The organism is Solwaraspora sp. WMMA2059, assembly GCF_027497315.1.
Taxonomy (GTDB): Bacteria; Actinomycetota; Actinomycetes; order Mycobacteriales; family Micromonosporaceae; genus Micromonospora_E.
The window spans coordinates 2,009,027-2,033,985 of the sequence record NZ_CP114908.1; the positions used below are offsets into that span (position 1 = coordinate 2,009,027).

Annotated in this window: 23 protein-coding genes; 12 read left to right on the plus strand and 11 right to left on the minus strand. The window is 71.1% G+C overall.

What is annotated here, in order from left to right; translation table 11 throughout:
• Window positions 1-189: 189 nt before the first annotated feature.
• Window positions 190-2,514, plus strand: coding sequence for an EAL domain-containing protein (locus tag O7553_RS09185; RefSeq protein ID WP_281554391.1), 2,325 nt, complete (start codon window positions 190-192; stop codon window positions 2,512-2,514).
• Here O7553_RS09185 and O7553_RS09190 read toward each other — a convergent pair.
• On the minus strand, window positions 2,490-3,005 hold the full coding sequence (locus O7553_RS09190; RefSeq protein ID WP_281554392.1) for a GNAT family N-acetyltransferase: 516 nt from the start codon (window positions 3,003-3,005) through the stop codon (window positions 2,490-2,492). The genes O7553_RS09185 and O7553_RS09190 overlap by 25 nt on opposite strands.
• Window positions 3,006-3,246: 241 nt before the next feature.
• On the opposite strand from O7553_RS09190, the gene O7553_RS09195 reads away from it, so the two are divergent.
• Window positions 3,247-4,347, plus strand: coding sequence for a hypothetical protein (locus tag O7553_RS09195; RefSeq protein ID WP_281554393.1), 1,101 nt, complete (start codon window positions 3,247-3,249; stop codon window positions 4,345-4,347).
• 54 nt (window positions 4,348-4,401) lie between these two features.
• Here O7553_RS09195 and hrpA read toward each other — a convergent pair whose 3' ends face one another.
• The 3 genes from hrpA to O7553_RS09210 form a co-directional block, all read right to left on the minus strand.
• A complete protein-coding gene (gene hrpA, locus O7553_RS09200; RefSeq protein ID WP_281554394.1) occupies window positions 4,402-8,376 on the minus strand; it encodes an ATP-dependent RNA helicase HrpA in 3,975 nt (1,324 codons plus the stop codon).
• 66 nt (window positions 8,377-8,442) lie between these two features.
• Window positions 8,443-9,609, minus strand: a complete 1,167-nt coding sequence (locus O7553_RS09205) for a phosphotransferase (RefSeq protein WP_281554395.1) — start codon at window positions 9,607-9,609, stop codon at window positions 8,443-8,445.
• A gap of 515 nt (window positions 9,610-10,124) precedes the next feature.
• Window positions 10,125-10,565 carry a hypothetical protein gene (locus O7553_RS09210; protein WP_281554396.1) on the minus strand — a complete coding sequence of 147 codons (441 nt, stop codon included), beginning with the start codon at window positions 10,563-10,565 and terminating at the stop codon, window positions 10,125-10,127.
• A gap of 166 nt (window positions 10,566-10,731) precedes the next feature.
• On the opposite strand from O7553_RS09210, the gene O7553_RS09215 reads away from it, so the two are divergent.
• Genes O7553_RS09215 through O7553_RS09225 form a run of 3 tightly spaced genes read left to right on the plus strand, consistent with a single transcriptional unit; the run spans window position 10,732 to window position 11,926 of the window.
• Window positions 10,732-11,541 (plus strand): helix-turn-helix transcriptional regulator, encoded by an 810-nt coding sequence (locus O7553_RS09215; RefSeq protein ID WP_281554397.1) that lies wholly within the window; start codon window positions 10,732-10,734, stop codon window positions 11,539-11,541.
• Window positions 11,501-11,692 carry a DUF397 domain-containing protein gene (locus O7553_RS09220; protein ID WP_281554398.1) on the plus strand — a complete coding sequence of 64 codons (192 nt, stop codon included), beginning with the start codon at window positions 11,501-11,503 and terminating at the stop codon, window positions 11,690-11,692. The genes O7553_RS09215 and O7553_RS09220 overlap by 41 nt, the downstream gene beginning before the upstream one ends.
• A gap of 18 nt (window positions 11,693-11,710) precedes the next feature.
• A complete protein-coding gene (locus O7553_RS09225) occupies window positions 11,711-11,926 on the plus strand; it encodes a hypothetical protein (RefSeq protein WP_281554399.1) in 216 nt (71 codons plus the stop codon).
• Between the two features lie 86 nt (window positions 11,927-12,012).
• Here O7553_RS09225 and O7553_RS09230 read toward each other — a convergent pair whose 3' ends face one another.
• Together O7553_RS09230 and O7553_RS09235 are read right to left on the minus strand one after the other, a co-directional pair.
• Window positions 12,013-12,858 (minus strand): RluA family pseudouridine synthase, encoded by an 846-nt coding sequence (locus O7553_RS09230; protein WP_281554400.1) that lies wholly within the window; start codon window positions 12,856-12,858, stop codon window positions 12,013-12,015.
• An 82-nt stretch (window positions 12,859-12,940) separates the two neighbouring features.
• Window positions 12,941-13,546: a hypothetical protein gene (locus O7553_RS09235; protein WP_281555541.1), complete on the minus strand. Its 606-nt coding sequence runs from the start codon at window positions 13,544-13,546 to the stop codon at window positions 12,941-12,943.
• 468 nt (window positions 13,547-14,014) lie between these two features.
• Between O7553_RS09235 and O7553_RS09240 the strand changes: the two genes are divergently transcribed.
• Window positions 14,015-14,866, plus strand: coding sequence for an alpha/beta hydrolase (locus tag O7553_RS09240; protein ID WP_281554401.1), 852 nt, complete (start codon window positions 14,015-14,017; stop codon window positions 14,864-14,866).
• A 40-nt stretch (window positions 14,867-14,906) separates the two neighbouring features.
• Window positions 14,907-15,224 (plus strand): hypothetical protein, encoded by a 318-nt coding sequence (locus tag O7553_RS09245; RefSeq protein WP_281554402.1) that lies wholly within the window; start codon window positions 14,907-14,909, stop codon window positions 15,222-15,224.
• Between the two features lie 182 nt (window positions 15,225-15,406).
• On the opposite strand, the gene O7553_RS09250 is transcribed toward O7553_RS09245, so the two are convergent.
• Both O7553_RS09250 and O7553_RS09255 read right to left on the minus strand, forming a co-directional pair.
• On the minus strand, window positions 15,407-15,607 hold the full coding sequence (locus tag O7553_RS09250) for a DUF397 domain-containing protein (RefSeq protein ID WP_281554403.1): 201 nt from the start codon (window positions 15,605-15,607) through the stop codon (window positions 15,407-15,409).
• Window positions 15,598-16,383 carry a helix-turn-helix transcriptional regulator gene (locus O7553_RS09255; RefSeq protein ID WP_281554404.1) on the minus strand — a complete coding sequence of 262 codons (786 nt, stop codon included), beginning with the start codon at window positions 16,381-16,383 and terminating at the stop codon, window positions 15,598-15,600. The genes O7553_RS09250 and O7553_RS09255 overlap by 10 nt, the downstream gene beginning before the upstream one ends.
• Window positions 16,384-16,552: 169 nt before the next feature.
• Between O7553_RS09255 and O7553_RS09260 the strand changes: the two genes are divergently transcribed.
• Window positions 16,553-16,921: a hypothetical protein gene (locus O7553_RS09260; protein ID WP_281554405.1), complete on the plus strand. Its 369-nt coding sequence runs from the start codon at window positions 16,553-16,555 to the stop codon at window positions 16,919-16,921.
• Window positions 16,922-16,935: 14 nt separating this feature from the next.
• On the opposite strand, the gene O7553_RS09265 is transcribed toward O7553_RS09260, so the two are convergent.
• Window positions 16,936-19,455: a DEAD/DEAH box helicase gene (locus O7553_RS09265; protein WP_281554406.1), complete on the minus strand. Its 2,520-nt coding sequence runs from the start codon at window positions 19,453-19,455 to the stop codon at window positions 16,936-16,938.
• A gap of 53 nt (window positions 19,456-19,508) precedes the next feature.
• Complete coding sequence (gene trmB / locus O7553_RS09270) at window positions 19,509-20,237, minus strand: tRNA (guanosine(46)-N7)-methyltransferase TrmB (RefSeq protein WP_281554407.1); 729 nt, start codon at window positions 20,235-20,237, stop codon at window positions 19,509-19,511.
• A 54-nt stretch (window positions 20,238-20,291) separates the two neighbouring features.
• On the opposite strand from trmB, the gene O7553_RS09275 reads away from it, so the two are divergent.
• The 4 genes from O7553_RS09275 to gndA all read left to right on the plus strand — a co-directional run bounded on the left by O7553_RS09275 (window position 20,292) and on the right by gndA (window position 24,063).
• On the plus strand, window positions 20,292-20,789 hold the full coding sequence (locus O7553_RS09275) for a hypothetical protein (RefSeq protein ID WP_281554408.1): 498 nt from the start codon (window positions 20,292-20,294) through the stop codon (window positions 20,787-20,789).
• A 28-nt stretch (window positions 20,790-20,817) separates the two neighbouring features.
• Window positions 20,818-21,435, plus strand: a complete 618-nt coding sequence (locus O7553_RS09280) for a class F sortase (protein ID WP_281554409.1) — start codon at window positions 20,818-20,820, stop codon at window positions 21,433-21,435.
• A gap of 140 nt (window positions 21,436-21,575) precedes the next feature.
• Entirely contained in the window at window positions 21,576-22,502 is a 927-nt protein-coding gene (locus O7553_RS09285; RefSeq protein WP_281554410.1) for a pectate lyase, read from the plus strand.
• A gap of 127 nt (window positions 22,503-22,629) precedes the next feature.
• On the plus strand, window positions 22,630-24,063 hold the full coding sequence (gene gndA / locus O7553_RS09290) for an NADP-dependent phosphogluconate dehydrogenase (RefSeq protein ID WP_281554411.1): 1,434 nt from the start codon (window positions 22,630-22,632) through the stop codon (window positions 24,061-24,063).
• A gap of 110 nt (window positions 24,064-24,173) precedes the next feature.
• Here the strand turns inward: gndA and O7553_RS09295 are convergent, their stop codons facing one another.
• A complete protein-coding gene (locus O7553_RS09295; protein WP_281554412.1) occupies window positions 24,174-24,941 on the minus strand; it encodes an exodeoxyribonuclease III in 768 nt (255 codons plus the stop codon).
• Between the last annotated feature and the right edge of the window lie 18 nt (window positions 24,942-24,959).

Sequence of the window (24,959 nt, forward strand, 5' to 3'; positions counted from 1 at the left end):
ATTGGTCGGCGGTGCGGCAGCGACCATCAGCCGCGACCGATCGGCCCCACCGTGGCGGGCCCGGCCTGACCAGGCTGACCGCCCCGTCACCTTGGTAAGGTGTCGGCCTGTTCGACGAATCAGCCGGTGAATGACATGTGCGCAGGGGCCATCGTGACGCGACCCGCGGCGCCGGGGACGGGACAAGCCTTGTCGTCATCGTTGCCGGCACTGGTGTTCCTGGCCTTCGGCGTTGTCGCCGCCGTGCTCTACGCGGCGTTCGACACGCCGATGATCGCCGGACCGGCCTTCACCGTCGCCGGGGTCGGTGGCGCGCTCGCCGTGACCCTGGGCCCCCGTTGGCACCGGGCCCAGCCCCGCTGGGCCTGGTGGCTGCTCGCTGTCGCCTGCGTGTGCTTCCTCACCGGGGCGCTGGCCCGGCCGTGGGCGGTCGAGCAGGACGGGCCGTACGCATTGGCCGCCGACGCCGCCACCGTGCCGGGTTACCTGTTCATGCTGCTCGGCCTGGCCGGGCTGCTGCGCACCCGGGGCCGGCTGCCGTCACACGCGGTGATCGACGGTCTGATCGTCTTCATCGGTGCGGCGCTGTGCTCCGTACTGCTGCTGGCGGTGCCGGCGGGCAGCATCACCGACCGGCCGGCCCTGGTCTCCGCCCTCGCCGCGCTGTATCCGATCTTCGACGTGATCCTGATCCTGCTGCTGGTCAGCCTGGCCTTCACCACCGCCGTTCGGCGGCCGAGCTACCTGCTGCTGGTCGCCTCCATGAGTCTGCTGGTGGTCGGCGACGTGCTGTACGCCATCATCGGAGTCTCCGGTCAGCTCACCGGATCCCGGCTGCTGGATCTGCCCTTCATGCTCGGCTTCCTGCTGATCGGCGCCGCCGCCCTGCACCCCTCCGTGGTCGACCTCGGTCAGGCGGCCCGGCTGCCGGTGCAGGCCTGGTCGTGGCAGCGGCTGCTGCTGATCGGCCCGGCGCTGGCCGCGCCGTTCGTGCTCACCGTCTTCGTCTCCGGGCGATCGACGGCCGACCGGCTGGTGCTCGGCGTGGGCGGTGCTGCCATGGTGGTGCTGCTGATGATGCGGGCGGTCTCCGCCGTCCAGGGGTACGCTGCCGCGCAACGCCGCTACGAGCACCGCGCCACCCACGACCCACTGACCGGCCTGCCGAACCGGTTGATGCTCGCCGCCGAGGTGCGCCGGTTGCTCACCGCCGGTCGGCGGCCAGCGGACGCCGGGGTCTGGGTGTTCTTCCTCGACCTCGACGGGTTCAAACTGGTCAACGACTCGTGGGGGCACCACGCGGGTGATCAGCTGATCGCCCAGGTGGCGGCCCGACTGCGGGCGGCGCTGCCGGCTGCGGCGACGGTCGCCCGGGTCGGTGGGGACGAGTTCGTCGTGGTCCAGCTGGGAAGCCGCGCGCAGGCCGTGGCGCTGGCCGACCGGATCATCGACTGTGTGCACGAACCGCTGCGGATCAGGCAGGTCGAGGCGGTGATCACCGCCTCGGTCGGGATCGCCGGGACCCAGCTCGACGACGGTGGCGCGGGCAACGATCCGCCGGTGACCGCCGACGCGTTGCTGCGCGACGCCGACACGGCCATGTACCAGGCGAAGGCCGACGGTCGCGGCCGCTGGGTGGTGTTCGACGCGTCGATGCACGAGCGGGTCCGCGAGCGGGTGGAGATCGAGCAGGCCCTGCGGATCGCCCTCGGCGAGGACGATCTGCGGATCGCCTTTCAACCGATCGTCGACCTGGAAAGCGGCAGCCTGATCGGTGCCGAGGCGCTGCTGCGCTGGGAACATCCGGGCCGGGGCAACATCTCACCGGCGGTGTTCATCCCGATCGCCGAGGACACCGGGCTGATCGGCCCGATCGGACGCTGGGTGCTCGACCGGTCGGTGCGGCAGCTGGCGCAGTGGCGGGCGGACGGCACGGTGACGGCGGATTTCTGGATGTCGGTCAACGTGTCGCCCCGCCAGTTGCGTGACCCGGGTCTGATCCGGGCGCTGGACGACGCGCTCGACCGGCACCGGGTGCCGGCCTCCGTCGTCGTCCTGGAGATCACCGAGTCGGTGATGATCGACCCGACCAGCGTCACCGGCCAGGTGCTGGCTGACCTGCGGCAGCGGGGGATCCGGATCGTCGTCGACGACTTCGGCACCGGGTTCTCCGCATTGGGCTATCTGCGCAAGCATCCGGTGACCGGGGTCAAGGTGGACCGGGCGTTCGTCGCCGGCCTCGGCCAGAGCGCCAAGGACGAGGAGATCGTCCGGGCGGTGGTGGCGATGAGCAGCGCCCTGCACCTGACCGTGGTCGCCGAGGGGGTGGAGACCCCGCTGCAGCAGGGCGTGCTGGCCGTCCTCGGCGTGCTGTTCGGACAGGGCAGGCTCTGGGGAGAGCCGGTCGGCCCGGCTGAGTTCGCCCGACGGTGGGCGAGCCGACCCGCCGACCCGGTGGACGGGCCGGCGGTGCCGGCTGCCAGGCAGGTTCAGGGGCGCGGCGGCAACTCGTAGAGCCAGTACGTCTGCTCGTCCAGCCGGGTCGCCCGCGCTCCCTCGGTCAACGTCCCCAGGGTCTGATGGATGGCCCGGCCGAGCCCGATCTGGTCGTTGCGGCGGCAGATGTCCAACGCCGCGACACCGTCGCTGTCCTGCACGCGTTGCCACATGTCGGCGATCACCGATTCGAAGATGCCGCTGCCGCGGTACTGCGGATGGACGGCGAAGAAGCCGATGTACCAGATCCGGCGTTGCGCGTACAGGTCCGGCCAGCGGTGGGCGAAGTAGTCCGGGGAGATCAGCGGCATCGAATCCAGCTCGTTGGTGAAGGTGGCGAGCGCGGTAAGCAGATCGGGGGACCGGTCGTCGCGCCCCAGATACTTCAGCACCCGGGCGTCGCTCAGCACCTGGTCGAACTCGACCCGGTCCATCACGTGCCGTTGGACCGCGGTGACCCGGAGTTCGTCGAACGCGGTGGTGTACAACTGCCAGGTCGGTTCGGACAATTCGGGTGGTATGCTCGTTTCGACCTGAATGCGCATCACTGTCCTCCGGGGCTCGCGGCGGGTAGGCGGGGGTGGACGCGAGCCCTGACACCGAGTATGAGTGACCGCTGAGCCCAAGGTCAGGCTGCGGCCGGCATCCGAAACTTTCCGGCAGCGGCATCGATCCGCCGAACGTCCGGCTGCGTACTGCTGTACGGGCACAACGGTGCGCCGTGCCCGCGAACGCCGAGGAGGGGCAGCCATGCAGCGACCGGCACAGGGGGGCGAACCAGCCGCGATCGAACTCGGCGAGGTGCAGGCTCCGGCACCTGCGCGGGAAACCAGTCCGGTGCGGCGATCCGGTCCTGCCTGGCATGGTCCCACGGCCGGGTATCCACCTGAACCGGCTCACCACCCGCAGCGCCTCGACGACGAGCCGGTGACCGTGTCGCCACGTCTGTTGCCGCCGCCGCCGTGGCTGGCCCGGGAACTGGACCGACCGGAACCGGTCGCCCCGGCGGTCCCGTTCTTCGACCCGGAACCCGACATGACCGGGCCGGCCGACGGCCGACCACGCCGACTCGCGATGGTCGTCACCGGGCTGGTGGCACTGTTCGTGCTCGCCGCGCTGGTCGGGGCCGGCGTCGTCGACGCGCTACGGACCACATCGGACACCACGGTCGCCGACTCGCCGCCGCCGGCCGACGGTCCCGCAGTGGTCGACCCGGCCGCCGTCGATCCGGAACCCGCCACCGAACGCCTGGTGACCGGCCCGCTCGGCGAACTACAGCAGGCCGAGTTCGACCTGGTCAGTGGTACCACGACGGTCAACATCCGGGCCGCCGACCTCGGCGGCGACCTGTACCGGGTCCGGACCCCGATCGACGCGGACGTGCAACCACGGGTGATCGCCGACGACAACCGGATCAAGCTGCACCTGGTGCCGAACGACCAGTCCGGACCCGGTGTCGTCGACATCGAGCTGCACTCGTCGGTGCGCTGGCAGTTGCGGCTCACCGGCGGCGTCGCGGAACACCTGATCGACCTGACCGGTGCCGAGCTGAGCGGAGTGGACATCGTCGGCGGGGCGGCCCGCATCGAGCTGTCCCTGCCCGCGCCGGACGGCACCCTGCCGGTGCGGATGACCGGCGGCGCCAACCAGTTCCTGATCAACGCTCCGGATGGGCCCCCGGCCCAGGTCCGGTTCGGGTCCGGGGCGGCCAGCGCCACCATCGACACCCGCAGCCACGACGGCATCGCCCCCGGTGCGGTCTTCACCGGCCAGGGCTGGGCGGGTGCGACCGACCGGTACGACATCGACGCCGTCGCCGGACTGTCCGTGCTCACCCTGCAACGCAACTGACCGGCACCGCTCAGCCCGACCGGACCGACCCGGTCGGCGGCGGGACCGACCGGCTCACTCGGCCTGCTCGGCCTCGTCCATCGCCCGGTAGATCCGCTGCTCCGACACCGGGTACGGGGTACCCAGCGCCTGGGCGAATACGTTCACCCGCAGCTCCTCGATCATCCAGCGGATCCGCCGGGCGGCTTCGGTGTTGTGCCGGGCCGGCGGCAACCCGTCGAGCATCTGCTGGTACTCCCGGCGTACCGTGTCGATCCTGGCCTGTTGGTCGCGGTCCCGGCGCGGATTCTGCGGCAGCTTCTCCAACCGGCGTTCGATCGCGGTCAGATAGCGCGGCAGGTCCGCCAGCCGGGCGTACCCGGTGGCGGTCACGAACCCCGGGTAGACCAGGGCGGCGAGCTGCTCGCGGACGTCGCTGAGCGCCGCCACCAGCGCGAGATCGGTGGTACGGCCGAGCCGCTGCTGCACCGCGTACGCCGCCGCCAGCACCTGGCGTACCCGGGAAACGATCTCGACCGTGACGTCGACCAGCCCGGCGCGGACCTGCTCGCGCAGCGCGGTGAAGCCGTCGGCGTCCCAGGCCGGACCGCCCGCCTGCGTCATCAGCAGGTCCACCGCCGCCCCGGCGCAGTCGTCCAGCAGCTCGACGACGTTGCGGTACGGGTTGCGGCTCAACGCCAGCTTGTCCTGGTTGGACAACCGGCCGGAGACGAACTTCGCCGGGGACGGCAGGGTGAGCAGCAGCAGCCGCCGGGTGCCGGCCCACATCGACCGGTCCCGCACGGCAGCGCTGTCGAACACCCGGACCGCGACGCTCGCCCCCTCGTCGACCAGACCCGGGTACGCGGTGACCCGGTATCCGACCCGGTCCTGCTCGACGCTGCGCGGCAGCGCGCCGATGCTCCAGTCGCGCAACCCGCGGCGTTCCACGTCCGGCGCGGCGGCCGCCACCACCTTGCGTACCTCAGTGGTCAGCTCGCGGCGCAGCGCGGCCAGGTCCTTCCCCTCGGCCAGCGGCTTGTCGTTCTCGTCGACCACCCGGAAGGTGACCCGTAGATGCTGGGGCACCTTGGTCAGGTCCCAGGCGTCGTGCGGCACCATCACCCCGGTCAGCCGACGCAGCTCCCGACCCAGCGCGTCCAGCAGCGGTTCGGAGCCGGGGGTGATCGCGGCCAGCACCGCGCGGGCGAAGTCCGGCACCGGCACGAAGTTGCGGCGCAGTTGCTTCGGTAGCGACCGGATCAGGGCCACGACCAGCTCCTCGCGCAGCCCGGGCACGTGCCAGCCAAAGCTGTCGTCGGACACCTGGTTGAGCATCGCCAACGGCACGTCGACGGTCACCCCGTCGGTTCCGGTGCCGGGCTCGAACCGGTACGTCAGCGGCAGGGCCATCCCGTCGGAGTGCCACTCGTCGGGGAAGTCCGCCGGGTCGATGCGGCCCTTGCCCTGGTTGACCAGCATGTCCCGGTCGAAGGTGAGCAGGTCGGGCCGGTCCCGGCGGGTCTTCTTCCACCAGGAGTCGAAGTGCCGGCCGGAGACCACCTCGGCGGGCAGCCGCTGGTCGTAGAACTCGAACAGGGTCTCGTCGTCGACCACGATGTCCCGGCGGCGGACCCGTTCCTCCAGCTCGCCGACCTCATCGAGCAGCGCCCGGTTGTCATGGAAGAACCGGTGCGGGGTGTGCCAGTCGCCCTCGACCAGGGCGTGCCGGATGAACAGCTCCCGGCTCAGCACCGGATCGACCCGGCCGAAGGTCACCTTGCGGCCGGCAACCAGCGGTACGCCGTACAGGGTGACCTTCTCGTAGGCCATCACCGCCGCCTGCTTCTTCTCCCAGTGCGGCTCGCTGTACGAGCGTTTCACCAGGTGGCCGGCGAGCGCCTCGACCCACTCCGGTTCGATCCTGGCGACCGTGCGGGCCCACAGCCGGGACGTCTCGACCAGCTCGGCGGCCATCACCCAGCGCGGCGGTCTGCGGGCCAGCGCCGAGCCGGGGAAGACCGCGAACTTGGCCCCCCGGGCGCCCAGGTACTCCGGCTTGGCCGGGTCCTTCACCCCGACGTGCGACAGCAGGCCGGCCAGCAACGACTGGTGTACGGCGGCCGGCGCGGCCGGCTCACCGCCCCGGTCGACCGGTACGTTCATTGATCGCAGCACCTGTCGGATCTGGCTGTGGATGTCCTGCCATTCGCGGACCCGCAGATAGTTGAGGAACTCGGCGCGGCACATCCGCCGGAACGCGCTGCCGGAGCGTTCCCGCTGCTGCTCCCGCAGGTAGCGCCACAGGTTCAGCAGCGCGACGAAGTCGGACTCCGGGTCGGCGAACCGGGCGTGCGCCTGGTCGGCCTGGGGTTTGTGCTCCGCCGGCCGCTCCCTGGGGTCCTGGATGGACAGCGCGGCGGCGATCACCGCGACCTCGTCGACGCAGCCGTTACTCTCGGCCGCGAGGACCATCCGGCCCAGCCGGGGATCCACCGGCAGCTGCGCCAGCCGCCGACCTACCTGGGTCAGCCGGGGCGGCAGGCCCGGCGACGGCGGCTCGATCGCGCCCAGCTCGTGCAGCAGGGCGACGCCGTCGGTGATCTGCCGGCGGTCCGGCGGCTCGACGAACGGGAACGCGGCGATGTCGCCCAGCCCGATCGACGTCATCTGCAGGATCACCGAGGCCAGGTTCGTGCGCAGGATCTCCGGATCGGTGAACTCCGGTCTCGACTCGAAGTCGGCCTCGTCGTACAGCCGGATGCAGATGCCGTCCGAGGTGCGCCCGCAGCGGCCCTTACGCTGGTTGGCCGACGCCTGCGACACCGGCTCGATCGGCAGCCGCTGCACCTTGAGCCGGTTGCTGTAGCGGGAGATCCGTGCCGTACCCGGGTCGATGACGTACTTGATGCCCGGCACGGTCAGCGACGTCTCGGCGACGTTCGTGGCCAGCACCACCCGCCGGCCCGGATGCGACTGGAAGATCCGGTGCTGCTCGGCGGCGGACAACCGGGCGTACAGCGGCAGGATCTCGGTGTCGCGCAGCCGGGGCCGGTTGGCGACCAGCTTGCCCAGCGCGTCGGCGGCGTCGCGGATCTCCCGTTCGCCGCTGAGGAAGACCAGGATGTCGCCGGGACCTTCGCCGGCCAGTTCCTCGACCGCCGCGCCGATCCCGTCGACCTGGTCGAGGGTGACGGTGCCCGGCGTCGCGTCGGGGTCGTCCGGGTCGACGGTCTCCCGCAGCAGCGGCCGGTAGCGCACCTCCACCGGATAGGTACGCCCGGAAACCTCGACCACCGGCGCCGGTGGCCGGCCCGGCTCGCTGAAATGGTCGGCGAAGCGCTGCGGGTCGATCGTCGCCGACGTGATGACCACTTTCAGGTCGGGGCGGCGGGGCAGCAGCTGTTTGAGGTAGCCGAGGATGAAGTCGATATTGAGACTGCGTTCGTGCGCCTCGTCGATGATCAACGTGTCGTACTGGCGCAGCATCTTGTCGTGCTGCAACTCGGCCAGCAGGATCCCGTCGGTCATCAGCTTCACCAGGGTCTGGCCGCCGACCTGATCGGTGAATCGGACCTTGTAGCCGACCACGTCGCCCAGGGTGGTGCCGAGCTCGTCGGCGATCCGGTCGGCGACGGTACGGGCGGCCAGCCGACGCGGCTGAGTGTGCCCGATCAGCCCGCGCACCCCACGACCCAGCTCCAGGCAGATCTTCGGGATCTGGGTGGTCTTACCCGAGCCGGTCTCGCCGGCCACGATCACCACCTGGTGGTCGCGGATCGCCGCCGCGATGTCGCCGGCGCGTTCGCTGACCGGCAGCCCGTCCGGGTAGCGGATCTGCGGCACCGCGTCCCGCCGCCGCTGCACCGCCTGCTGCGCCGACGCGACCGCGGTGGCGATCTCGTCGAGCGCCGCCTGCCGGGCCTGCGGATCCCGGACCTTGCGTACCCCGTCGAGGCGTCGGTGCAGCCGCCGTTCGTCACGAAGAGTCAGCTCGGGGAGGAGTTTCAGCAGTTCAGAGGCGGAGCGCGCGGCGGAGGGCGGGTTCATGGCGCTGACCACGATACCCGCCGCCCCTCGCCCGGTCGCCCGGGTTTCCGGCCACCTGTCCCTGGTTCAGGCCACCGCGTTCAGCAGCCTCTCCAACGTCGTACGCGTCGGAAGCCGGGACAGCACGTGTCGCACACTGCGCTCGGCGTACCGCCGATCCTCGGTCGTCCGCGCAGCCAACGCTGCCTCGACCTGCTCGGACACGTAGTTGACCAGACCGGTCGCCGCGCCCCGGAAATCGGCCAGGCACCGTGTCGGCACGCCACCGGCCCGCCGACGGTAGCCGTCGACCAGCGCCCGCGCACCGACGGCGTCGACCCGACCGTGCGGTGCGACTGCCCAGTCCAGCAGGGCGTTCGCCAACTCCCAGGCCGGCGGCTGTCCACCGGCGTGCTCCCAGCCGACGACGACGAGGCGACCGTCGGGAGCGAGCCGGGTCTGCGCCGGCCCGAGCGTGTTGTGGGTCAGCACCGGATCCGGCACCGGCACGTCGCGGCCGACCGCCGCCAGGTCCTCCAGGGCCGGCACCGCCGCCGCCAGTTGCCCGGCCCAGGGCGCCTGCCGAGCGGTTGCGGTGGCCGCCAGCCCGGCCCAACTGGCCGGACCGATCTGTCTGGCGTGCCACGGGCTGACCCGACCGACCGGCAACGCCAGGCCGTGCAGCGTGGCGAGCACGTCGCCGACCGCACCGGCGACCGCCGCGCTCACCGGGGCCGCGAGCGGCGGTCCGGCCGGCAGATGCTGGTACGCCCGCCACCGGTGCCCACCGACGGACTCGACGACCTCGCTGTCGCGGCTGCGTACCGGGGTCGGCAGCAGCACACCGGCCGCTGCGGCGGCCAGCTGCAGGGCGACGTCAGTGTCGGCGTCGACGGTCGGCAGCCAGGTGTCCACCGTACGGACGGTGAAACGCCCTCGGTCGGTGTCGATCGACCAGCGGCGGCCCATGTCGTCGGGCCGGGCCAGTGAACGCATCGGGCCGGCGACGCTGCCCAGGTCGAAGCGGTCCGCGATCGCCTGGGCAAGCGACGGGTCGGCGGTGTCGGCCCGCCCGTGCATCCGGTCGACCTCGGCCTTGAGCTCCGGCCAGGTGCGGAAGCCGTACTGACCGGCCAGCGCCGCCTGCGCGTCGGCCAGGGTCGTGGTCGGAACGACGTCACGCAGCCCGGCCAGCAGCTCCTTGGCCTGTTGCCGCAGGTGGTCCAGGTGCGGATTGTCGGGGAGCGTCTTCACGGGAAACCTCGCTCTGCGCCCGGACTCGCACGGGCGGATTCAGAGCTCCGGCGTCCGTCGCTCGAACCTCGGACCTGGGGTGGCTTCGAGCCTTCCGGCGAGTCTCGGCGCGATCCCCGACGCGCTGCCGGTGAGCTTAACCGGCCACGGCGCTGCCGTCGACTGCCCCGCGCGCTGTCCGTCGCTTTCTGCCCGCCGCTCCCCGCTTCCCGCCCCCCGCCGCTTCCCCGCCCGGCCGCTCCGCGATGTGAGGCTGAGATACGTTATCTGGCGCGGAATAGGTATCTCAGCCTCACATCGATGCGTCAGGACCCGTGTGGACGTCGGGAATGGCCCGGAGTGCTCCGTCGCCCGCCCATTCGGTGGTGCCTCCCGGGCAGGGAATGCGGCCGGTCGGCCGCGCTGGACCGGCCGTCGTGGCGGACCCTCCCGGACGGGGGCTGGGGAGAGGACCGCCATGGGACCGGTCGCGGCGAGCGGGGGAGCGGAGCACCCCGGGTGTCTACGGGGGCTGGTCACTCGTCGTTGACGTCGTCACCCTGGTCGTTGCCTGCGTTGTCGTGCGGATAGCCGGCCGGCATCAGACCGGACAGTTGCAACACCGCTCGGACCCGTCGCGCCGAGCTCGGGTCCCACCGGTCCAGGATGGCGAGGGCGCGCAGCGACGGCCGGCACGGCGCGACCACCCCGCCGCACCGGTGGCACTCGCCGGTGGTCCGATTCGGAATATGCGTACGAGCCGTCTCGTTCGCCTGCCGGATCGCCGCCTCCAGCGCGGCGGAGCGTGGCTGAGCGCCCTTGAGCTGGAATGGCCAGTCGCGGTCCGGGTCGACCTGCCCAGGGGTTCGCTTCGGCAGCGGAGGCCGGTTCGGTGTCAAGTCGACATCGCGTGGCGTACTGATCGAGGTGTACCGGGCGAGCCGGGGCGTCCCGCCGATTCCGTCGTTCCTGGGCACTGTTCCCCCTACGTGGAGAGTGCGATTCGGGTGCCCCGGAGGGAACGCTTGCCGGTCATTCCCTCCGGGTCTGACTTCCACCCTGGACTATCCGTCGCCCGGCCGGGAAGATGTGTGGCGGTAATAGGATCACTACTTCATCAGCGTGGGGGAACAGATGGCGAACGTGAATGAGTTTCGGCATATCCTGCGGTTGCGGCGGACCGAGAAAGGACTGTCGCAGGACGCGCTCGGCTCACAGGTGCACGTGACCGGATCGCAGATCGGCCACTACGAGACGGGGCGCTCACTGCCGCCCGACGACCTGGCGGTCAGCCTGGACCGGGTGCTCGGCACCGGCGACGAGCTGCGCCGGTTGGCCGAGCAGGCGCGCGGCGAGGCGGTCGCCCCATGGATGCGCCCGTGGAAGCTGAACGAGTCCCGGGCGGTGCAGCTGCGCTGGTTCGAGCACTCGCTCATCCCGGGGCTGCTGCAGACCGAGGCGTACGCCCGGGAGGTCATCTCCGCCGGCACGCACACCGAGGTGCAGATCGAGGAGATGACCCGGGAGCGCATGGAGCGGCAGACGGCGGCGCTGGAGCGGGTGAATCCGTACCCGGTGCCGTTGACCGCCATCATCGGCGAGGCCGCGCTGCGGGTCGGGCCGTCGGCGCTGATGAAGGACCAGCTGGAGCATCTGGTCGACATCGGCCACCGGCAGACCGTGCACGTGCGCGTCCTGCCGTTCTCCGCCGGGCTGCACCCGGGGCTGGCCGGTGCGTTCGTGTTGGCGACCCTGCCGGACGGCGGAACGGCGGCGTACATTGACGACCAGATGGCAGGGCGGGTCTGCGAGACCGCCGACAAGCTCCGCCACCTGGTGCTCGCGTGGGAGATGGTCTGCGCGCGGGCACTGCCCTGTGACCAGTCCCGTGATCTGATCCTGAGAGTGATCGATGAGCATGAGCGAGCCGGTGTGGCGCACGTCCACCCGTAGCAGCAGCAACGGCGGCGCCTGTGTCGAGGTCGCCGACAACCTTCCCGGCCGGGTCCTGGTCCGGGACAGCAAGGACCGTGCCGGCGGGACGTTGACCTTCGCCCCGTCGGCCTGGTCCCGCTTCGTCACCTCGACCAGGCGCCCCACGTAGCTGATCTTGGCGGTGGTCGTGGCAGCGCGAGTTTGCGTCGAGTGGCCACGGTCGAGGGCACCCGCCGGCGCCGGATCCGGCATCGGCCGGGCGGTGGCGCTGCGGCTGGCCGCCGAGGGAGCGGCGATGGTCGGCTGCGACGTCGACACCGATGGGCTGGACGGCACCGGCAAGCTGCTTGCCGCCGCCGGACACGCCGCCGTCATCACCTCGGACGGCGGCTGGACCAGCTGACCCGCCGTTGGAGGCAGCGCCGCCGGACGGCTTGCCGCAGCCGACGGCCGCGCTGCCGGGCCAGCGGGGCGCGGATATCCGCCAGGTCAGCCGGACCCGTGCAACCGCTGGTACGCCCGGCCCAGATCATCCGGCAGGGGAGCGTCGCCGGACACCGGCTGCCAGAAGTCGGGGTCCGGCGACGCCGTCACGTCGACCCGCCTGCCGCCGGCCGTGTCGAAGCCGAGCCGCCAGGCGTGCAGATAGGTGCGTACCCCGCTGGCGGCGGCGGTGCGGTCGAACAGTGGGTCACCGACGATCGGGTGCCCGATCCAGGCCAGGTGCACCCGGATCTGATGCCGGCGGCCGGTGAGCGGCGCGACAGCGAGCAGCCGGTGCGTGGCGTCGGCTACTGGCGTACCGGATCCGGTGGTGACCCCGTCGGACCCGGCGGTGACGGCGGTGATCCGGCTCTGCGACGGATAGCTCTTGACGTGGTCGAACTCGGTTCCGGCGGCGAGCGACCAGCGCGCGGTGGCGGCGTCGAAGCCGATGTCGGCTCGGTTACCGGCGACCCGGACCCGGTTCTTGCGGCCCACGCTCAGCGGCAGGTCGACGACGCCGACGTCGGGCAGCGGCGCGCGAGCGGCATCGGCATCGGTTGCGGCGGCCGACACCACGGCCAGATAGACCTTTTCCACGGTACGGCGGTTGAACTGCCGGGTCAGGTCGCCGTGGTGGCGCAGCTGTTTGGCGAACAGGATCGCCCCGGAGGTGTTCTTGTCGATGCGGTGCACCGGGAAGACCGGCTCACCGGCCTCTTCGGCGAGGCGGGCCAGGTCGGTGCCGTGCCGTTCGCCCATCACCGACACACCGGGAGGTTTGTTCAGCACCAGGGCGGTGTCGTCCTCGAACAGGACGGCACCGGCGCGAAGTTCGGTCCACAGGTTCACCGGTGGCCGAGGATACGCCGCACGTGGCGGCGTACCCCCGGCGCACCCTGTGCTCGCATCAAGAGGCGATGCGCCGGACGGCTCAGCCGGCGGCGGACCAGATGGCGGTGAACGCGGCGGCCTCACCGGCCAGCCAGCGCTCCACCTGGTCGGGGCGGGACGTGACGTCCGGGCGGCGGAAGGTGACGCCGCGCCGCAGGTCGACCAGGACCGGCTCGGCGTGCGGCAGCACCTGGTCCATGTGCCGGGCCATCAGGTGCAGGGTCGCGGTGTACGCGTCGGGGCTGGGTGGCTGGTCGTCGAAGTGGATCCGGACCGCTTCGGCGTGCCCGTCGGGGTACCGCAGGCCGAAGTGTGGGTTGATCTTGACGGGGAGGTTGCCGACCATGCCGAGCGCGTCGTGGGTCTGCGCCAGCTCCACCTGGGTCAGATCCCCCAGCGACTCCAGGTAGCGCTGCGCGCCTGGGGTGAGGGTCGCGTACAGCGGCTGCCAGCGCTGGGCGACCTGCCCGACCACGGCCGCCAGGTGGCTGCCGCCGGTGCGGAACCGGATGTCGGCCTTGAGCGCCTTGACCAGCTGCCCGTGCGGGTTGAACCCGGAGCGGCTGACCCGCTGCCGGCGCAGCCCGCCGACGAAGGTTGCCTTGGCCGGCCCGGACTGCCCGACATAGCGGGTGAAACCGAGCAGGGTCGCGTACGGGACCGGGGCGGGGCTGGTCGGTGCTGCAGTGGGGGTCGAGGCGGTGGCAGGAGGGGGTGCGATCACGGCGTTCCTTCCCAGGTCAGGAGCCGGATTAGTACACCCATTCTAATCGAGAAGTGACGCTGCGCCCAGTGTTTGATCACGCTCCGACGCACTGTCTGGCCTGTCAAGAGACGGCCGGTCCGATCGCAGTTGGTCAACGGTGTGGCCCGTCTCCGTCTCCACGGCGGCCAGCGATACCGTGCGTACGCTCGCGAGGTGAGGCTGGCGCACGTCATATCGCGGAATGACGTGCGCCAGCCTCACCTCGACGACGTCCTGGATCAGTACCGGGTGATGGTCGTCCCCGGCGGGCACCGCTCTGCTGGCACCTCTTCGTCCTTCGGTTGACAGTTCTAGCTAATACCATTAGCTTAAGAGATACAAGAATTAGCTCCCGGTCTGGAGGTCGTGATGACCGCGTACCTGTCCCTCGACGGCGGGCGCATCGCCTACGAGGTCACCGGGACCGGCGACGGCCCGCTCGTGGTCCTCGCGCCCGGCATGGGCGAGAGCCGTGCGGCGTACCGTTTCGTCGCCCCGCAGCTGGTCGCGGCCGGCTACCGGGTCGCCGCCACCGACCTGCGGGGCACCGGCGAGTCCAGCATCGGCTGGCCGTCGTACTCCCGTACCGACATCGCCGGTGACCTGGTCGCGCTGATTCGGCACCTGGGCGGTCCGGCCGTGCTGGTCGGGCACTCGATCTCCGGCGGGGCAGCCACCATCGCCGCTGCCACCGCCGCCGAGCTGGTCACCGCCGTGGTCGAGCTCGCGCCGTTCACCCGTAGACAGTCGATCAGCCTCGGTGACCTGCGCGTCAAGCGGTACCGGCAGGGCATGACCCGACTGCTGGGCGCCGGCATGTTCGGCAGCGTCAAACAGTGGCTCGGCTACCTCGACGTCGCCTTCCCCGGGCAGCGGCCCGCCGACTGGGCCGAGCAGCTGGCTAGGACCGAGGCGCGCCTGCGCGAGCCCGGCCGGATGAAGGTGCTGCAGAAGATGGGCCAGTCCAGCCCGGCCGACGCCGGTGCGCAACTCGGCAATGTCCGCTGCCCCGTACTGATCATCGAAGGGACGCTGGACCCGGACTGGGCTGACCCGCGTGCCGAAGGCGAGGCGATCGTCGCGGCGCTGCCCGCCGGCCTGGGTACGGTGGCGATGCTCGACGGAGCCGGGCACTACCCGCACACCCAGTTCCCCGACCAGGTGGTCGCGCTCATGCTCCCGTTCCTGGCCGAGACGGCCGGTGCCGAGGGCCGGCCCTGACGGGTCTTCACCAGACAGTGCCGGATGACAGTATCGACAGATGGAAAGCTCGACCCGGGGCAACATCCGTACCGTCGCCGGTCTCGCCGGTGTCGCGCTGGCACTGGCTGTGGTCGTCAGCCTGGTGCCGCGCGACGAGCCGGAGCCGGCTGAGTCGTGGCGGCCACCCGCCGGTCACGTCGTCGTGGACACCGTCGACCTCGGTGACGACCGCGCGTTGCGGCTCTGGGTGAAACCGGGCAGCTGGTACGTGCAGCGCCTGGTCGACGGCGAGCACGAGGCATTCACCGGCGCCGGGGGCGGGGGTGATCAGTTCACCGTCGCCGAGGTGTGTCGGACGATCGGGGGTTGCTGGTGACCTCACTGGGCCCGGCCGACGCCGTTCTTGCCGCCGAGGCGTCCGTCCCGATCGCCGGGCGTGCCCAGTGAGGTCACCGTCATGATCACTTGACGTGCTGCAGGTCAGCTACCGGCGTGTCGGCCGAATTTTGCGCAAGTGATCACTCAGCTCTGGTCGAGGCGCGGCGCGGCACGCCACGGCTAACGTGCGTCCGACCGGTCGGCCGTCGCCAGGTCGAGGAAGGCCGACCAGGCGGCAGGCGCGAAGGTCAGGGTGCCGCCGTCGCGGTCCTTGGTGTCCCGGACCAGCACCCGCCCAGGCAGGTTCTCGGCGACCTCCACGCAGCTTGTGCTGTCGCTGTGCGTGCTCTTGTGCCACCGGGGCGCGGTGCTTACATCCATCTCTCAGCCGTCCTCATGATCAGTTCTAGGCTCTGCGGGCCAGATAGAGCGTAGTCGCGGATGCTCTCCCAGGTACGTTCAAGGCTGGACGCGTCGTCCGGATTTTCCACCACTCGCCCCTGCAGGTACCCCTCCAGGTAGCCGACGGATCTGCCGTCGACGGTGGCGATGACGAACGGTCCGTCCAGCCCGGGGTACGCCCCGGCGTCGGCCGGCACCACCTGGACCCGGATGTTCGGCTGCTCGCAGGCGGCCACCACCGCTGTCAACTGTTCGTGCATCACGCACGGGTCGCCGACCCGCCGGTGCAGGACGCTCTCGTCGATGACCGCGACGAGCTGGCAGGAGTCGGGCTGCCGGTAGAGGATCTCCTTACGGCCGAGCCGGGTGGCCAACGCGACGTCCATCGCCTCGCCGCGCTCGCCGTATGCGAGCAGCACCGCACGGGCGTACGCCTCGGTCTGCAGCAGTCCGGGCAGCGCGAGGGGTTGGAAGACCCGGATGAGCGTTGCCTTGCCCTCCTGCTCGATGAACGGCCGGTACCAGACCGGGGCGCGTTCACCGACGACGAATTCGCGATAGAACTTCACGAACGCGGTGCCGAATGCCCGGTCCACCGCGCCCAGATAGTCGGGCAGTGCGGGCCGTTCGCCGCGTTCTATCGAGCCGACGTGTGACGTCGAAAAGTGGATGCGCTCGCCCCACGCTTCCTGGGTGAGGCCGAGCATTTCGCGGACGCGCCGCAGCTCACCTACCAGATACTCGCTCCCGCTCACAATACCTTCACATCCCTCAATTTGCCGCGACTGACCCATCTGATCTTGTGTCAGTCATCGAATAGCTACGCTCGGTCGCCGATCATCTTCCGCTCGTCGGTCCAAACAGTCCAGGGTGGAAGCAGATCAGGTCCGATCAGGGCGACAATTCCACCCAGGAGGAACGGAAATGCGAAACGACGGCATCGGCGGAACGCCGCGCCTGGCCCGGTACACCTCGATCGGTACGCCGCCGCGCGGCCGACTGACCGGGCCGAACCCGAACCGCTCGCCGTCGGTGCGCCGCAGCACGACCGAGTCGGTCGTGCTCCGGGCCCGCGACATCGTCACCACCCACCTGCCGAGCCGCGTCGGCGAGTGCCGGGTGTGCGGCGGCGTCGCGATGTGCGAACCGTTCGCCAAGGCGATCGCGGTCCTGGACCGTTGGGATCCGGTTCGGGCCCGGCGGGTCAGGTCGGTGCTGGAGTACGCGGGACTGTGGCCGGACAGCCACCTGCCGGAGGCGGCGCGGGATAGCGACGCCGACCGTCAGAGCTGACCGACGGCGGACGGTCAGAGCTGACCGACGGCGGTGACGTGCAGCACCGCGCTGCCCGCCTCGTCCGAGGCGGCGAGGTCCACCTCGGCGCTGATCCCCCAGTCGTGGTCCTCGGCCGGGTCGGCGAAGATCTGCCGGACCAGCCACCGCTCCCGCTCCTGCGTGATCAGCAGCAGCGCCGGTCCACGGGCGTCCGGTCCGGTGCCGATCTCGTCGTACTCGTCGAAGTACGGCTCCAGCGCGTCGGCCCAGGCGTCGGCGTCCCAGCCGGAGTCGGCGTCCAGCTCGCCGAGCTCGTCGTAGCGGCGCAACGCGGCCAGCTCCACCCGGCGGAACAGCGCGTTGCGGACCAGCACCCGGAACGCCCGCGGGTTGCCGGTGACCGCCGGTGGCCGGTCGTCGGCAACCACGGCGGCCTCGGGGTCATCGGTCGGATTGCGCAACCGCTCCCACTCGTCGATCAGGCTGGAGTCGACCTGGCGGACCAGCTCACCCAGCCACTCGATGAGGTCGATCAGCTCCTCGGTCTTGGCGTCGTCGGGCACCGTCTGGCGCAGCGCCCGGTACGCGTCGGCCAGGTACCGCAGCACCAGACCCTCCGACCGGGACAGCCCGTAGAAGTTGACGTACTCGACGAAGGTCATCGCCCGCTCGTACAGGTCGCGGACCACCGACTTGGGCGCCAGCTCGTAGTCGGCCACCCACGGATGCCCCTGCCGGTACGTCTCGTACGCCATCTCCAGCAGCTCGGCCAGCGGCTTCGGGTGGGTGACCTCGTCGAGCAGTTCCAGGCGGGCCTCGTACTCGATGCCGTCGGCCTTCATCTGCGCGACCGCCTCGCCGCGGGCCTTGTGCTGCTGCGCGGAAAGGATCTGCCGGGGGTCGTCCAACGTCGCCTCGATGATCGACAGCACGTCGAGCGGGTACGTCGGCGACTCCACGTCGAGCAGTTCGATCGCGGCCAGCGCGAACGGCGACAGCGGCTGGTTGAGCGCGAAGTCGAGTTGCAGGTCCACGGTGAGTCGGACCCGGCGGCCCTCGGCGTCCGGCCCGGGCAGCTGCTCGACCACCCCGCCGGCGCGCAGCGCCCGGTAGATGGCGATCGCCCGGCGGATGTGCCGGCGCTGCGCCGCCCGGTCCTCGTGGTTGTCGGTCAGCAGGTGGCGCATCGCGGTGAACGCGTCGCCGGGCCGGCTGATCACGTTGAGCAGCATCGCGTGGCTGACCCGGAAGCTGGAGGTCAACGGCTCCGGCTCGGCCTCGACCAGCCGTTCGAAGGTCGGCTTGCCCCAGCCGATCGACCCCTCCGGCGGCTTCTTGCGGACCACCTTGCGCCGCTTCTTCGGGTCGTCACCGGCCTTGGCGAGGGCCTTCTCGTTCTCGATGACGTGCTCCGGGGCCTGCACGACGACGGTGCCCAGGGTGTCGAATCCGGCCCGGCCGGCCCGCCCGGCGATCTGGTGGAACTCGCGGGCCTTGAGCAGCCTGGTGCGTACCCCGTCGTACTTGGACAGGCCGGTGAACAGCACCGTGCGGATCGGCACGTTGATCCCGACGCCGAGGGTGTCGGTGCCGCAGATGACCTTGAGCAGCCCGGCCTGGGCGAGGGTCTCCACCAGCCGGCGGTACTTGGGCAGCATGCCGGCGTGGTGCACCCCGATGCCGTGGCGGACCAGCCGGGACAGGGTGCGTCCGAAGCCGGAGGAGAACCGGAAGTTGCCGATCGCCGCAGCGATCGCGTCCTTCTCCGCCCGGGTGCACACGTTGATGCTCATCAGCGCCTGGGCCCGTTCCAGTGCCGCCGCCTGGGTGAAGTGGACCACGTAAACCGGGGCCTGGTGGGTGCTGAGCAGCTCTTCCAGGGTCTCGTGCAGCGGTGTCGTCGCGTAGGTGAACATCAGCGGCACCGGCCGCTGCGCCGAGGAGACCACGGCGGTGGCCCGTCCGGTCCGCCGGGTCAGGTCGTCGACGAACCGGGTCACGTCGCCGAGCGTCGCCGACATCAGCACGAACTGGGCCTGCGGCAGCTCGATTAGCGGCACCTGCCACGCCCAGCCCCGGTCCGGCTCGGCGTAGAAGTGGAACTCGTCCATCACCACCTGGCCGACGTCGGCCGCGGACCCGTCGCGCAACGCCAGGTTGGCCAGGATCTCGGCGGTACAGCAGATGATCGGCGCGTCGGCGTTGACGCTGGCGTCGCCGGTGAGCATCCCCACCTCGGACGCGCCGAAGATCTCGCAGAGCGCGAAGAACTTCTCCGACACCAGCGCCTTGATCGGCGCGGTGTAGAAGGTGACCCGGTCATCGGCCAGGGCCGCGAAGTGCGCGCCGGTGGCGACCAGGCTCTTGCCGGAGCCGGTCGGGGTGTTCAGGATGACGTTCGCCCCGGAGACGATCTCGATGAGCGCCTCGTCCTGGTGCGGGTACAGCTCCAGGCCACGGCCGGCCGCCCAGCCGGCGAACGCCTCGTAGACGGCGTCCGGGTCCGCGCCGCGCGGCAGCAGGTCGGTCAGGGTCGGGGCGGTCTGTGTCATGTCGGTCAATCCTGCCTGTCGCCGCCGCCGGCCGCCAACGTGGGTGACCGTCGTCAGCCGTCGGGCGTACCCCCGACGCGTTCGAAGACCAGGTCCAGCGCCGGTCGGCCGGCGCGGACCCCGCGCCGTTCGAACTTCGTCTCCGGCCGGTACGCCGGCCGGGGCGCATACCCGTCGTGCAGGTTGCGCAGCTGCGGGTCGGCGGTCAGGGTGGCCAGCATCGCCTGGGCGTACGGCGCCCAGTCGGTGGCGCAGTGCAGCCGCCCGCCGGGCCGCAGCCGGGAGCGCAGCAGCGCCACGTGCTCGGGCCGCACCAGCCGCCGCTTGTGGTGGCGGGCCTTCGGCCACGGGTCGGGGAAGAACGCGTGCACCGCGTCCAGGCTGCGTTCGGGCAGGCAGCGGCGGGCCAGGTCGAGGGCGTCGCCGGTGGCGACCCGGACGTTGGTCAGCGCGTGCTGTTCGATCAGCGCCAGCAGGTTCGCGATGCCCGGGGTGTGCACCTCGACGGCCAGGTAGTCGCGACCGCGGTCGGCCGCCGCCATCGTCGCGGTGGCGTCGCCCATGCCGAAACCGATGTCGAGCACCACCGGTGCCGTCCGGCCGAACAACGCCGCCGGGTCCAGCGGCGCCGGCAGGTCGTCAACGACGGTCCGGTATGCGGCGGACAGCCGGTCGAGCGCGTCGTGGTGTCGGCCGCTGAGCCGTCCCCGGCGCGGGTGGTAGGTGCGGATGCTCACGTGGCGACAGCCTATATCCGACACCGAGCGTGTCCGGGGTGTCATCCAGGGCTGCGTGGTGAGAGGATCCCGGCAGCGTCGCGGAGAGGATGGTGACCGATGCCCGTACGCCGTTCACTGGCCACCGCAGGGCTCGGCGTGACCCTCGCGGTCGTCGCCGGGCTGCTCGGCGCGGCCCCGGCCCGGGCCGCCGACGTGTTCGTCGATCTCAATCCGAGCACGGTGGAGTCCGGTTACCTGGTGGGCATCCGGGCCAGTTGTACCGACAACACCGCGCCGGCCACCGTCGAGTCCGACGCGTTCGGCACGGTCGAGGTGCGGCCGCAGTTCGAGGAGCTCACCGCGGCGGTGACCGTGCCGGCCGAGACGGAGGCGGGCAGCTACCGGGTGCGGTTGACCTGCCCGGACGACCGGTCGGCAGCCACCACGCTGTACGTGCTGGACCCGACCCGGCCCAGTCGTGGCCCGGCCACCGGCTTCGGTGGCACCGCCGGTGACGACGGTGCCGGCGGCCTGCTGACCGGGGTCGGCGTGATCGCTCTGGCCGCCGGTGCGGTGCTCGGCGTACTGACCCTGCGTCGGCGCCGGTCGGCCTGACCAGGCGCGGCAGGGGAGGGGACGGGCCGTGGCGAAGGGCGGTGGCCGGGGCTGGACCGGGCCGGCTGCGATCGTGCTGGTGCTGGTCGGGCTCTTCGCGATCGGGTCCGGCGGCGACGGCGACTGGCGGGACATCCTGGCCGGTGGCAACAATCCGCCGCCCCGGGAGTTCCCGGTGCTGGAGCCGAGCCGGCCGATCCGGATCGCCGTCCCGTCGCTCGACATCCGCGCCCCGGTGCACTCGGTCGGGCTCGCCAACGACGGGTCGATCGCCGTACCGGCGCTGCACCGGCACAACCAGGCCGGCTGGTACGACGGGGGACCGACGCCCGGTCAGTTCGGGCCGGCGATCATCGTCGGGCATGCCGACACCCGGGACGGGCCGTCGGTCTTCCATGATCTGGCCGACATCGAGCCGGGGGCGACCGTCGAAGTGACCCGGCGGGACCGGGTGGTGGCCGTCTTCGAGGTCAACTCGGTCGAGCACTTCGGCAAGGACGAGTTGCCGGTCGAGCAGGTGTACGGCGACTACGCCCGACCCGGCCTACGGATGATCACCTGCGGTGGCGAGTGGCTGGGCGACGGCATCGGGTACGCGGACAACATCGTGGTGTCCGCCTCTCTGGTGTCGACGAGGAAGGCCTGAGGTGCCACTACGAACAGTGATGAACTGAGCGGTGGTCGGGGTACGTGTTCGCAGACATGACCTCAACAGCCAAGCCCAGACCGTCCCGAGTCGCTCGTAAACCCGTCCTGGTCGCTGGCGCTGCCGCTACCGCTGGGATCATGCTGGCGGTGACCGCAATGGCCGGAGCGGAAACGACGTCACCGGCAGCCGGTGAACCGGCTAGCACTTTCGCGGCCGAGCTCGTCGGATGGGCGACACAGAACGGTGGTACCACCGGTGGCGCCGGCGGCGAGACCGTTCAGGTGGACAGCGTGGCGGCGTTCACCGAGGCGGTGACCGACGGGCAGGCACGGGTGGTTGAGGTGACTGGAGCGCTCGCGCTGCCCGACATGACGCCCGTGGGGTCGAACAAGACGATAGTGGGGGTCGGCGGCGATGCGACCATCACCGGCGGCGGCCTTACCCTGAGTGAGTCGACCAACGTCATCATTCAGAATCTGACCTTCGACGACTGGAACGACGACGCGATCAACATAGAGGACGAGTCGACCAATGTCTGGGTCGATCACAACAGCTTCGGTGTCGGCTTCGACGGCGCGGTCGACATCAAGCGCGGCTCGGACTTCATCACGGTGTCCTGGAACCGCGTGACCGGCCACAACAAGGTGATGCTGCTGGGCCACTCGGACAACAACGGCGCGCAGGACATCGGCAAACTGCGGGTGACGTACCACCACAATTTTTTCGAGGGCACTGTGCAGCGCAACCCTCGTGTGCGATTCGGCAATCCGGTACACGTGTTCAACAACCTCTACCAGGACGTGTCCGGCTACGGCGTGGCGTCCACCGAGGACGCGGGGGTGCTGGTCGAAGGCAACGTGTTCGTCGGCGTCGACGACCCGTTCCACCTGGCCGAGGCAGCATCCGGCCCCGGCACCTTGATCGCCCGGGACAACCTGCTACTCGATTCGGGCACCGGAGAGGCCGGTGGCGACGTCGCTGACATCCCGTACGCGTACCAGCTTGATCCAGCCTCGGAGATCGAGGCGCTGGTGACCGCCGGGGCGGGAGCTGGCCGGCTGTAGGCCGCCCCGGCCGACCTCCGGGGCGGCCGGTGGAGCGTGCCCCCGTCGCCACCGGCTGCCCCGGAGTGTCCCGCCATCCGGAAGGCGGAAAGATGGTCAGCACACCCAGCAGCACCGAGGAGGATTCATGAGCCAGACGGCGCAGATCGGGGTCACCGGTCTGGGGGTGATGGGCCGTAACCTGGCCCGCAACCTCGCGCGGCACGGCCATGTGGTGGCGGTCCACAACCGGTCGGCCGGCCGGACCAAGGAGATGATGGCCGAGTTCGGCCACGAGGGCACCTTCCTGCCGGCGGAGAGCCCGGCCGAGTTCGTCGCCTCGTTGGAACGCCCCCGCCGCGTGGTGATCATGGTCAACGCGGGTGCCGCCACCGACGCGGTGATCAACGAGTTCGCGCCCCTGCTGGAGCCGGACGACATGATCATCGACGGCGGCAACGCCCACTTTCTGGACACCCGTCGGCGGGAGGCGGAGCTGCGCGAGCGCGGGCTGCACTTCGTCGGCACCGGCGTCTCCGGCGGCGAGGAGGGCGCCCTGCACGGGCCGAGCATCATGCCCGGTGGTTCGGCCGAGTCGTACGCCGCGCTCGGCCCGCTGCTGGAGGACATCTCGGCCAAGGTCGACGGTACGCCGTGCTGCGTGCGGATCGGCCCGGACGGTGCCGGCCACTTCGTCAAGATGGTCCACAACGGCATCGAGTACGCCGACATGCAGCTGATCGGTGAGGCGTACGACCTGCTGCGCCGCGCCGGCGGGCTCACCCCGGCGCAGATCGCCGACGTGTTCCGCAGCTGGAACTCCGGTCGGCTCTCCTCGTACCTGATCGAGATCACCGCCGAGGTGCTCGGCCACACCGACGCCGTCACCGGCAAGCCGTTCGTCGACGTCGTGCTCGACCAGGCCGGCCAAAAGGGCACCGGCCGGTGGACCGTGCAGGGCGCCCTCGACCTCGGGGTGCCGGTGAGCGGCATCTCCGAGGCGGTCTTCGCCCGGTCGCTGTCCGGCCACGCCGACATCCGGGCCGCCGCCGCCGACCTGCCGGGCCCGGTGGAGAGCTGGGCCGGGTCGGCCGACGAGCTGATCGCCGATGTCGAGCAGGCGCTGTACGCGTCGAAGATCGTCGCGTACGCGCAGGGTTTCCACCAGATCCAGGCCGGCAGCGCCGAGTACGACTGGGACATCGACCTTGGCGCGGTGGCCCGGATCTGGCGCGGCGGCTGCATCATCCGGGCCGCGTTCCTGGACAAGATCCGGGCGGCCTACGACGCGGCGCCGCAGCTGCCGACGCTGCTGACCGACGGGTACTTCGCCGAGGCCCTAACCGGTGCCCAGCTGGGCTGGCGTCGGGTGGTTGCCACGGCGGCGCAGGTCGGGGTGCCGGCTCCCGGGTTCGCCTCCGCGTTGGCCTACTACGACGGGCTGCGCGCGCCCCGGTTGCCGGCCGCCCTGATCCAGGGGCAGCGGGACTTCTTCGGCGCGCACACCTATCGCCGGGTCGACGCCGAGGGCAGCTTCCACGTGCTGTGGGCCGACGACCGCAGCCAGGTCGAATCCCGCTGATCCGACCCGGCCGTCCGGTTCGCCGTGGCGGGCGTGCCCCGTCAGCCACGGCGACCGGCACCGGCGGCCGGTGTCAGCGACCCCGGTGTCAGTGCCCCGGCACCGCGGGCTCAGTCCAGGTCGACGACGACCGGGGCATGGTCGGACGGGGTCGGGCCCTTGCGGGCGTCGCGGTCCACGTAGGCCGCCCGGACCCGTCGGTTGACGGTGCCGCTGGCGTAGACCAGGTCGATCCGCATGCCCATGTTCTTCGGGAACATCCCGGCCCGGTAGTCCCAGTAGGTGTACGGGTGCGGGCCCTTCATCGGCTGCGGCACCACGTCGACCAGGCCGAGGGCGAGCAGGTCGGCCAGCGCGGCCCGTTCGGCCGGGGTGACGTGGGTGGAGCCGGCGAAGACCGTCGGGTCCCATACGTCGGCGTCGGTGGGCGCGACGTTGAAGTCGCCGCAGATCAGCAGATCGGTGGCGGCCTCTGCGGCGAGCGCGCGGCGCAGCCCGGCCAGCCAGTCCAGCTTGTAGGTGTAGTGCGCCGAGTCGGGGCTGCGCCCGTTCGGCACGTACACCGACCAGACCCGGACCCCGGCGCAGGTCGCCGCGACGGATCTGGCCTCCGGCAGCGGGAAGCCGGGCTCGGCGTCGAACCCGGACCGGACGTCGTCGAGCCCGACCCGGGACAGCACCGCGACGCCGTTCCAGCGTCCGTCGCCGTGCGCTGCCACCGCGTAGCCGAGGTCACCGACCTCGGCGGTCGGGAACGCGGCCGCCGCGCACTTGGTCTCCTGCAGACACACCACGTCCGGGGTGGTGTCGGCCAGCCAGCTGAGCAGCCGGTTCAGCCGGGCCTTGACCGAGTTGACGTTCCAGGTGGCGATCCGCACCCGGCCAGCGTGCCACAG